The sequence below is a fragment of the Halomonas sp. SpR1 genome (assembly GCF_031010175.1).
In the GTDB taxonomy this organism is placed as follows: domain Bacteria; phylum Pseudomonadota; class Gammaproteobacteria; order Pseudomonadales; family Halomonadaceae; genus Vreelandella.
On sequence record NZ_JAUAMB010000065.1, the window covers coordinates 1 to 9,487 of the forward strand.

The 9,487-nt window shown below is 51.3% G+C and carries 10 protein-coding genes; 4 read left to right on the forward strand and 6 right to left on the reverse strand.

Going from position 1 to position 9,487, the window contains the following annotated elements; all coding sequences use genetic code 11:
- Positions 1-169 precede the first annotated feature (169 nt).
- The 5 genes from QT231_RS23715 to QT231_RS23735 all read right to left on the reverse strand — a co-directional run bounded on the left by QT231_RS23715 (position 170) and on the right by QT231_RS23735 (position 5,416).
- A complete protein-coding gene (locus QT231_RS23715) occupies positions 170-2,170 on the reverse strand; it encodes a TonB-dependent siderophore receptor (RefSeq protein ID WP_308339243.1) in 2,001 nt (666 codons plus the stop codon).
- Positions 2,171-2,350: 180 nt separating this feature from the next.
- Positions 2,351-2,899 (reverse strand): GNAT family N-acetyltransferase, encoded by a 549-nt coding sequence (locus QT231_RS23720; RefSeq protein ID WP_308339234.1) that lies wholly within the window; start codon positions 2,897-2,899, stop codon positions 2,351-2,353.
- Positions 2,900-2,941: 42 nt separating this feature from the next.
- Positions 2,942-3,250, reverse strand: coding sequence for a hypothetical protein (locus QT231_RS23725; RefSeq protein ID WP_308339235.1), 309 nt, complete (start codon positions 3,248-3,250; stop codon positions 2,942-2,944).
- Between the two features lie 111 nt (positions 3,251-3,361).
- Positions 3,362-4,417: a MerR family transcriptional regulator gene (locus tag QT231_RS23730; protein WP_308339236.1), complete on the reverse strand. Its 1,056-nt coding sequence runs from the start codon at positions 4,415-4,417 to the stop codon at positions 3,362-3,364.
- A 120-nt stretch (positions 4,418-4,537) separates the two neighbouring features.
- Positions 4,538-5,416: an SAM-dependent methyltransferase gene (locus QT231_RS23735; RefSeq protein WP_308339237.1), complete on the reverse strand. Its 879-nt coding sequence runs from the start codon at positions 5,414-5,416 to the stop codon at positions 4,538-4,540.
- 321 nt (positions 5,417-5,737) lie between these two features.
- On the opposite strand from QT231_RS23735, the gene QT231_RS23740 reads away from it, so the two are divergent.
- From QT231_RS23740 to QT231_RS23755, 4 genes are all read left to right on the forward strand, one after another.
- A complete protein-coding gene (locus tag QT231_RS23740) occupies positions 5,738-6,022 on the forward strand; it encodes a hypothetical protein (protein WP_308339238.1) in 285 nt (94 codons plus the stop codon).
- Between the two features lie 51 nt (positions 6,023-6,073).
- Complete coding sequence (nadS, locus tag QT231_RS23745) at positions 6,074-6,358, forward strand: NadS family protein (RefSeq protein WP_308339239.1); 285 nt, start codon at positions 6,074-6,076, stop codon at positions 6,356-6,358.
- Between the two features lie 1,011 nt (positions 6,359-7,369).
- Positions 7,370-7,678: a type II toxin-antitoxin system RelE/ParE family toxin gene (locus QT231_RS23750; protein ID WP_308339240.1), complete on the forward strand. Its 309-nt coding sequence runs from the start codon at positions 7,370-7,372 to the stop codon at positions 7,676-7,678.
- Positions 7,671-7,967, forward strand: a complete 297-nt coding sequence (locus tag QT231_RS23755; RefSeq protein ID WP_308339241.1) for an addiction module antidote protein — start codon at positions 7,671-7,673, stop codon at positions 7,965-7,967. The genes QT231_RS23750 and QT231_RS23755 overlap by 8 nt, the downstream gene beginning before the upstream one ends.
- 567 nt (positions 7,968-8,534) lie before the next feature.
- On the opposite strand, the gene QT231_RS23760 is transcribed toward QT231_RS23755, so the two are convergent.
- Positions 8,535-9,233 (reverse strand): competence protein CoiA family protein, encoded by a 699-nt coding sequence (locus QT231_RS23760; protein WP_308339242.1) that lies wholly within the window; start codon positions 9,231-9,233, stop codon positions 8,535-8,537.
- Positions 9,234-9,487: the final 254 nt, after the last annotated feature.

Consider the following 9,487-nt stretch of genomic DNA (forward strand, 5'->3'; position numbering starts at 1 on the left):
GCCGTCGGCTAGCACTTCCCCTTGCCGGGCGTGCAGGGGACTTTCACCCCCAAGTCATCCTGAGGCACCACCCCCAGGAACAGCGCCTGTCAAGGCGCTGCGCGCCATGCCTGGCGCACGACACAAACGCCCAGCCAATATGGCCGGGCGTTATAGTTAGCAATAGGCTTTACCAACTATATTTCACACTACCAATCACACTGCGCGATTCGCCGTAGTAGCACCAGTATTCACAGCTGGCCACGTACTCTTTATCGGTAAGGTTATTGACGTTGACCTGGGCCTGCCAGCCGTCGGCAAACTCATAGCCCACCATGGCATCAAACAGGGTGTAGCTATCTACTTCTGTGTTGTCTGCGACACTGGTATCAACAGTGCTGCCCACATACCGCACGCCGCCACCCAGCGTCACACCCTTTAGCGCGCCGCCAGTAAAGGCGTAATCAAGCCAGGTAGAGGCCTGGTGACGCGGGATTAACGGTGCCCGGTCATCGTCTTCCAGCCGCGAATCGGTGTAGGTGTAGGCCGCGGTGACTTTTAAATCATCGGTAATGTAGCCAACGCCTTCCAGTTCAAAACCTTGAGAGGTGCGTTCGCCTTCCTGCACCTGAAAGCCAGTTGGTGAATTCACCAGCGTATTGCTCTCTTCCAAATCAAACAGCGCCGCCGTCACGTAACCATCCCAACCAAAGGGGGCCACCTTAACGCCCGCTTCCCATTGGCGCCCTTCGCGGGGATCATAAAGATCACCGTCGCTATCCACACGGCCCAGCGGGTCAAAGGACTCAGTGTAACTGATGTAGGGATTAACGCCGTTTTCACCCAAGTACATAGCGCCGCCCGACCAAGATACCTGATCGTCATCTGAACGCTGGGTCGTTCCCGCCGTTAGGTTACTGTTTTCGGTCTCTGCCTGATCGTAGCGCACGCCGCCTAGCAGCACCCAGCGGTCATCAATGCGCAGTTGATTTTGAGCATACAGGCCCGTCTGCTCTTTATCGATTTCACGGGTGAGCAAATCATCCGCGCCCACCGGCGTGTAATTGCCATAAGTGGGGTTGAAGATATCAATGGGGTCACCGAACGGGAAAGGATCCGCTTCTTGGCCACTCACGCCGAGGTTTTGATAATCCACCCCCAGCAGTAGCGTGTTTTCGGTGCGGTCGGTGTACCAGTTACCTACCATACGGTTATCGACCGTCCAGCTATCAATGGTGCCATCGCGGTAGACATGGCCGCGTGCGGCTCGCCGCTCATCCGCCATAAAGAAGGCGTAGGTGCTGCGCAGCTCTAAATCCAGCTCGCTGTAACGTAAGTCCTGCTCGAAACGCCAAGTGTCGTTAAGGTTGTGGCGCAGTTCATAGCCCAATGCCCACTGGGTGCGTTCATCTTTATCGTAACCCGGCTCGCTGAGATTGGTTTGCGGGTCGACACGACCAAAGGGCGTGTTCTCCACGGTGCCATAGGGCAGCTTGAACGAGTTCACCGGGACGCCATCATCTTTCTGCACGCTGGCCAGGAACGTGACGGTCGTATCGTCGCTGAAATCCACCGCCAGGCTCGGTGCAAAGTAGTAGCGCTCGTTATCCGTGCCGTCTAAATCGCCGTCGCGCTCTTTATACAGACCCACTAAGCGGTAGCGTACATCATCTGACTCACCCACCGGGCCACTGGTATCAATCCCAATTTGGCGATGATTGCGGTTGCCTAGCTGAAGGTTCACCTCGCCTTGTGGCGTTTCGGTCGGGCGTTTGCTCACCGCATTGATCAAACCGCCAGGAGGTGCCTCACCGTACAAAATCGACGATGGGCCTTTGAAGACATCCACTCGCTCCAGGCCAAATGGCTCCGGCAACCACTGATAAAACCCTTCGCGATAGATACGCAGACCATCCTGGTAGGTGGACTGGTCAAAACCACGCACCTTGAACCAATCGGTGTTGTTGTCGCTACCGAAATGGCCTGACAACACGCCCGCACGGTAGCGGAAGGTTTCATCTAATTGCTGAACGTTGCGGGTTTCCAGCTCTTCGCGGTCAACGCTTGAAACTGGGCGTGGCGTTTCCACCAGCGGCGTGTCGACTTTCAGCGCTGTGGCCGTAACCACCACGGTATCGTTAGAAGTGGGCTCTTCCTGAGCAAGTGCCGCCAAGGGTGCAACGCTAAGCATTCCACCAAGCGATATCGCCAATGAGCGACGAACCGCCGCGGTCAGCGGCGCGAAAGGAAACGACATGGACGTAGGAAGCATGGGAAGGTCTCACCGAGTATGAAGAGGAATATATTATTATAAAGCGAATGATACCGATTTATATTCACACTCACAATCACTCACGTAGATGGCAACGCTTCATAGCAGCTGAAGCGTACTACTCGAGTGTTCAGCAAGGTCAAACTGCATAGCAACGCGATGACGTAGCCCTCGGCGGTACTCATTTTGAAGTTGGCTAAGTAGCTCGCAGCTGAGCTCCTGCTCGGCAAGCTTGCGAAAACCAAGTCTCAAATAGAATGGCGCATTCCATGGTATGTGTTCAAACGTCGTAAGCGTGACGCAAGAGTACCCGTGTTTTTCAGCCCAACTGATGGCACGGAGGACTAATTGTCGCCCTAGTCCTTTTTGTTGATGAGCAGGATGCACACTGACCTCTTGCAGAAACGCAGAGTTTGACTTGCGTACCGCAATCGCAAAGCCGACGGGGATTCCTGCTTTCGTTAGCACTGTCCATAACCGTTCCTCTATATAAGCAGCTTCCAACTGCTCAAGAGGAACTGTGCCGGCGCGCATCTCAGGCGGGAGTACATCATTGGGAAATATCTCAGCCGCTGATCTCTCAATGTCGGGTAGCATATGAAGGTGTTCACGGCTAGCCGCACCCACCGTGTATCCAATGGCACTCATCCAAGCACCCCATACCACACAAAACTGGGCTGTATTAGCGACTTACGCATGCAAAAACTCTCTCGCACACTCGCCCAAAAAGCGGCGACCAGGATTGGAACCGTTGATCCACTCCTCTGGGGAAAACAAATCAAACAAACCTATCTTAACCAGCGTTGGAATAGCCAGTTTAAGCTCCATTTCTACTTGACCTCGCTCGCCAGAATTATACAAATGAATGTTAGCCGCAACGGTTCCCGTCTGAACCCTACTACCATCTTTAAGCTGCACTGAAGGTAAAACCTCATCAGCAGAAACAATCTTCTTATTTACTTCAGCCAGTTGCTCAGTGTTTTCGACATGCTTATTCATGCAAACATCCTTCTGAAATAATTAACAATGATTAGACAAAGTACGCTAATTTGATACCAGCCCCCCACTTATCGCAAGATCTTAAAAGCCCTGATGCCCTGGCTTTCAGTGTTATTGCTGCAGCGCTACCAACGCGCGCTGGAGAAAATCAAGTTGGGCATCGCGAAGCCAAGTACCGCGGCGGAGTTCCGGCTCGTTCATCTGCACCTTACGGATTTCTGCTTGCGCCTTTGGATCCGTCCCCGCATAGCCCTGGAAGATGGCCAACCACTCCTGGGCCGCGCACCTACCGGCTTCGCTTTCGGGGCTGATGCCTTGTTCCAGCAGCCTGTTGATACGCCTGAGAAGAGGTGGCCAGCGTTCCATATAGCTGCCATAACGCTTAGCCAGATAAGCGTAAACAGACGGGCTCAAGTGGCGACGGAAGATAGCAAGTTTGTGCTCAAGGAAGGCCTGCTGAATAAAGCTCACTTGCTCGCTGTCAATAGCTAGATGCTCCTGCAAGGCCTGTTCACGCTCAGCCATCAGACTTAGCTTGTGTAGCAGTTCTGGGTTCCCAGCAGTATCTTGCTCTAGCTGCTCCATCCAGCGCACGGCTAGATCCTGGGCTGTGGAAGAGTTAGGCATCGCACCTTCGTCCCGGATGGCATTGAGTTCATCCAACAACCGTTGCCACTGAGCCCGCGTGGCACGCTGACGTGTGTAAAAACGCAGATCCTTCAGTTCATCCCGGGAGAAATATCGGCTATAAGCCTCCAGCAGAGCCAGAGTCGCAAGAAAGCTCTCCATACTGGGTTCAGCTTCTTCAGCGAAAGCGTCCCGCAGTTGCTGCAACTGATCCCTCAACCGCGTAGCGCTATCGATTTGCGTGTTTAGGGCGTCGATATTGTCATCCACAAGCGCCTTGATGGAATGGCTGGAGTTATTCAGGAGCAGCCTGCCAATCTCTGCTAAAGAGAAACCCAGGTTCTTAAGTAGTTGGATGCGCTGAAGGCGAACAATATCTCGCGCATTATAGAGGCGATAGCCAGCCTCGCTACGACCCGAAGGCTGGAGCAAACCCAAAGCGTCGTAATGATGCAGCGTACGCACGGTAATACCAGCGCGCCGGGCCAGCTCTCCCGCTAGCATGGGCTCTGGGGTATCGACGCTTTTACGCTGCTTCATGGAGTTCGCCCTCCCTCCTGCCATCTTTTCCATTGCTTCTTATCAATTCAAATCGTTGCACATTTATGCCAGCAAAGGGGCCGTTTGGGCCAGTGCAGACTCCAAGACGCGTACCCAAATTTAACGCTGGGCAACAATATAGCTGAACCCACCACCAGCAATCTGCAGCCCGTCCTTACGGCGATGGAAGTATCGCTGGTTCAGACCAGTGGCATCGTAAGTATCAATCTGGCTGAAGCCCATCCCTTGCAGTTCCTCAAGCAACTCTTCAGGACGAAACTGCGAGAGCCAAGGCTCCCCCATGGCAGCGAATATCCGCTCCGTAACAGCGACCATCGATTGCTCGATGGGATGGAGCAAGTCGGTAGCCACACGATAATCGAAGATGATTACCGACCCTGGAGCCAAGCCAGCCACCGAAGCCAGCACGCTGCGCACCTGATCCGGCGTAAGGTAAGGGCTAACGCCCAGCCAACTAATGGCAACAGGCTGAGCATTGTCGAAACCCGACCTTGCTAGCACCTCAAGCCAGCACTGCCGCGCCAGGTCAGCGGCGACAAAGTGCATTCTGGCGGGTATCTTCAAACCGGCTTGAACCGCCCTAGCCTGCTTGAGCTCCAGCATTGCTGGCTGATCCACCTCGTACAGACTGACTTGGGGCATGCTTGCACCGTGGCGCAAAGCGTAGGTATCCAAGCCGGCACCGAGGCTCACTACCTGAGCCACTCCCCTGGCTACAGCGGCATTCAGTACATCTTCTGCCAGCAGACTGCGGACGACGATGCCTGCACGCATGGAGCGAGCGCTAGGATCGTTATAAGCAAAGGGGTCATCGCTTACTGCTTTACCAAGCTCTGGCCCAAGCAGAGGCAAGCTCAAAGCGTCATCCAACACTTTCGGATCGTCCAATAGCTGGTGTACCGCTCGGGCAATTGCCACACGATGGGCAGAGTCGTTAGGGTTGGCGCTTAAATTCTGAATCGTCACTGAGTCCGGCATTGTTAGCTCCATCATTTTTAACAAGACCCGACTTTAAAGCCTCACGTAACGTGAGGGTCAACACTCTAGGCTGATCTTGGGTTCATAGAATAACCACAGCACTCTGGGATCGCGCCTACAAAGCTTAATTTCATAATTTTCAAATAGTTATGTCTTACGCACGTTACACTACTCACGTAGTTTTCAACCAGTTAGGTACCAAATGGCAACCAATTAGCAACCAAACTGCTGCCAGTACAGCAAAATACAGGATCGATAGTTGATGACTCATAATGTACTAAGTACACTTAAAAACGCACTGGCTAGAGGAAGTGCCTCAACGTGGGTCATGCAATTGAATTCATCGAAACCCCGACGTTCACTCGCCAGATCCAGTCCATTGTCACAGACGACGAATTAAAGGAACTGCAACGCACCCTAATTGCTCAACCAACTAAAGGTGATTTGATCAAGGGTATAGCTGGGCTGCGCAAAATACGCATGGCATTAGGGCTACAAGGTAAGAGCAGCGGCGCTCGTGTCATCTATTTTTTAGCGACGGTAGAAAAAAATCTACCTGATACTGGCCTACCCCAAGAGCATGAAGGACAGCTCAACGCCTGCTGAAAAGGCCGCACTGAAAGCACTGACTCACCAATTGAGGGGGGAGGTTTCCTAATGAGTATTTTTGACGAACTGCAAACATCGCTGCAGGAAGCTGTTGAAATTAAACAAGCCAAAGCGCCCGCGAGCCGCATTACACGCCATGAAGTGGCTGATGTGAAAGCCATCCGCGCTAAGTTACATGTTTCTCAGGCAGAGTTTGCCGAGGCCATGGGCACCAGTGTGGACACCATCAAAAGTTGGGAGACCAAGCGCCGCAATCCAACGGGATTGGCGGCCAAAGTGTTAGCCACAATTCAGGACAACCCTACTTTTTTCAATGAGCTTGCTTCGCACTAACGCTTATTTGACTGGCATGGGAATAAAGATAATTCAACGGCGTACTGGTACGTCCGAGAGACATAGCTTGAGCTAGTATTGACTGCCACTCTTGCGGCTTCAAAGTGGCTTGCTTACCAACGCTATAGATAAAATAAACAATGAAAGGCCAATATCATACACGCTCATCAACGGGCGATTAGCCATCAAGCGCAAGCAGGCGAGAAGTAAACGCGGAGGAAAGGGAAATCGAGCGGCTTAGTACCGTAGAGCACCAAGGGAGTCATTCCCTTGCTTGAACAAGCAGAATGGTGGGCCCAGTAGGACTTGAACCTACGACCAAGGGATTATGAGTCCGTTACTATAACAATAAGTTACTGACAAATAAAGGAAAGTAGCCGTAATTTAGAAAAATGTATAGTTGTTTAGAATCAGTAGTTTAGCGAAGTTAGAGGAAAGTACACGAAGCTAGTGTGTGTACCGTTGGTGTACCTTTAGGGCGTAATGTATAGCACTTTCTGTGCTACCCAGTGATTGCTATGTAACACATGAGGACATATGTCATAAGCGATGCTAGCTTCGCCTTTCAGGTCAAGAGAAGACGCGAAGCTGACGGGAAGGATAGAGAAAGGATCCCCCCCCCTTCACCGGCCTGGTTATAGGTTTTTGGTTATAAATGGGTTAAAAAAGGTTAGTAGCGCCGAAATCGTTCAATAAAGGCATGATATTAAATGAAATTTTGATAATGCCTGCCCCTCAAATGTCTATGAATAGCCCCTCAAGTGTCAATATACTTAACAGCTTTTCCACAAACTTACGTACAGCTCCTGGGGATAACTAGGTGGTAAGAATTTAAGTCAGTGCAACCACGACCGCCGCACAGGGAGTCCGTTTCAGCGCGCCTTACTCACAGAGGCAGATAAAACGATAATCAATTGATTTTGAAGTTGTTGAAAAAATAGCTATGAGCCCCGTGACAGGCATAAGAGCTAACAGTTGCCTTTGTGTAGTTTAAAGACTACGATTACTGTTATGCACATCGACATTGAACAATCCGATACCTTCCGTAAGTGGCTGATGAAGCTAAAAGATCGTCGAGCGAAGGTCACAATTACCGGACGTATTTCACGTTTAGCAAGTGGATTGCCTGGTGATGTGAAACCTGTTGGCAACGGCTTAAGTGAATTACGTATCGACTACGGGCCTGGCTACAGGGTCTATTACCAGAATCAGGGTGATAGGTTGATCCTTCTGCTATGCGGTGGTGATAAAGGGTCACAAAATCGGGACATTGCGAAAGCAAAGCAGATTGCAAAAGAATGGAGCGCTAAAAATGGCTGAGAAATTCACAAAGTTTGATCCAGCAGCATTGCTGGAGACAGACGATGATGTTGCCGTGTTTATGGCAGACGCTTTCGAATCAGGTGATGCCACTTATATCGCCAAAGCCCTTGGCATTGTCGCCCGCGCACGAGGAATGAGCGAGATTGCTCGCGAAACAGGGCTTTCTCGTGAGCAATTATATCGCTCGTTCAGCGAGAACGGTAATCCAACATTGAAAACCACTCTCGCAGTGATGCGCGCTTTGGGCGTAGATATGACAGCCAAGTCACATGTAGTGCAACACTAGGGAGCGAAGCGAGGAAAGCAACCTGTCTCTGCATGTGATTGCGGCCCAAGTAAAAAATTCAGCGAAGATGGCATTAAACGGAAATATCCATAACAGGGGTAGATGGCCACACCCAGCATTCACAACTGGCTGCGGCTATCTGTGTTCAGGGTCACGGTTATGACCTAGGCATAACAATTTTGGTCATAACCTTGCCCATTTCCTCCTGTGTCGCCTCAATCTTTCCTAGAACAGCAAGTATTAAGGAGGAGAACCGAGGACTCGGGATCAAACTCTTCAATTTCATCAACAAAATGCGCCATTCTTACTCCATTGTACGAGACGGTGTGGCAAGTAGTGGACAACTGAAACCTTCTAGGGAGGTTTTCTCCGCCCTGAGTTCTTAGGCTGCCAGTCGGTAACAGCCAACCTGGCTCCTTTCTGAGTCGATTAGCTTATCTTAGTGCACGCATGGATTATCCGTAACCCACCGCTCTCAACAACACTTTCGAAATGGGAATAGAGTTCTATAAGCTGCAAACCCAATTCTATAAAGGTCCTTCATCGCGCAGTTCAGTCGCTGTTCGATCACTCTAGGTTCCAGGATCCGCCGCGATATTGGTAAGAGCCGTCGAGAACTCCCGCTAGCCATACCGTCACTGGCGTCGCCTTGAACCCGCCGAACCGAACCAATTGTTCGCCCTCAGTATCTAGCATCGCCACAGGCAATTCGGGCAACATCCCAGTACCTATACCGCTAGGCGGAAACACGTTGTTGAATTCGCGCTTCAGTAGTAGACGTGAAGTGGCTTTACTCAAAGTCATAAAAGTCTTCTTACGGACGAGCCAATAGCACTCAACGCCCGAGGCTATATACCGCTCCTGGCGTCGTTTGAAGTCGCGCAAGTGCTGATAGGAGCGTTGCAGCTCGATCACGATGGTGCGGTCAAAGACTGAGAAGATTACATCGGCCACCCACTTGTCACCATCAGGAGAGCAGCCTTGCACCTCCTCACGGCCAGAAATACCCATGCTGTTTAAAGCGGCCAGCACTGAAGCCTTACCGTCCTTATGCCATATTGTCTCGGGCGCGGTATCGCACTCGTTTGCATGATGAGCAAAAAAAGGTATGTTGTTGATGCTATTTTTGAGCACCGCCGGTGCCTTGCAGCAAGGCATAATGAAATCGCCGAGCTGAGAGTTTCGTTTCAAATCGTCCCATTCGCCGCTGGGGATGGTGACTGCATCCACCGGCTGGCCATCACGGGTCCAAGCTGATTGCGTCATTTTCGCCTCCTCAAAAAAAACTTAACGGCTGAAAAAACCGTGCCGTTCTCGCTCCTGATCGGACAATTCACCTGACCATGTAGCTAGAAAGCCAGCCAGTATTTCAACAAGACTGATTGTTCTGAAGTGTAGTGGTCAACTAATCCCGGACAGTAATTTAAGATTTTCCTCAGCCACAACGGGAGGCATGCCATCGTTAAACGAGTGAGGGCGCTGCTGGTTGTAGTAACCCATCAGATAGCCACTAACGTCCT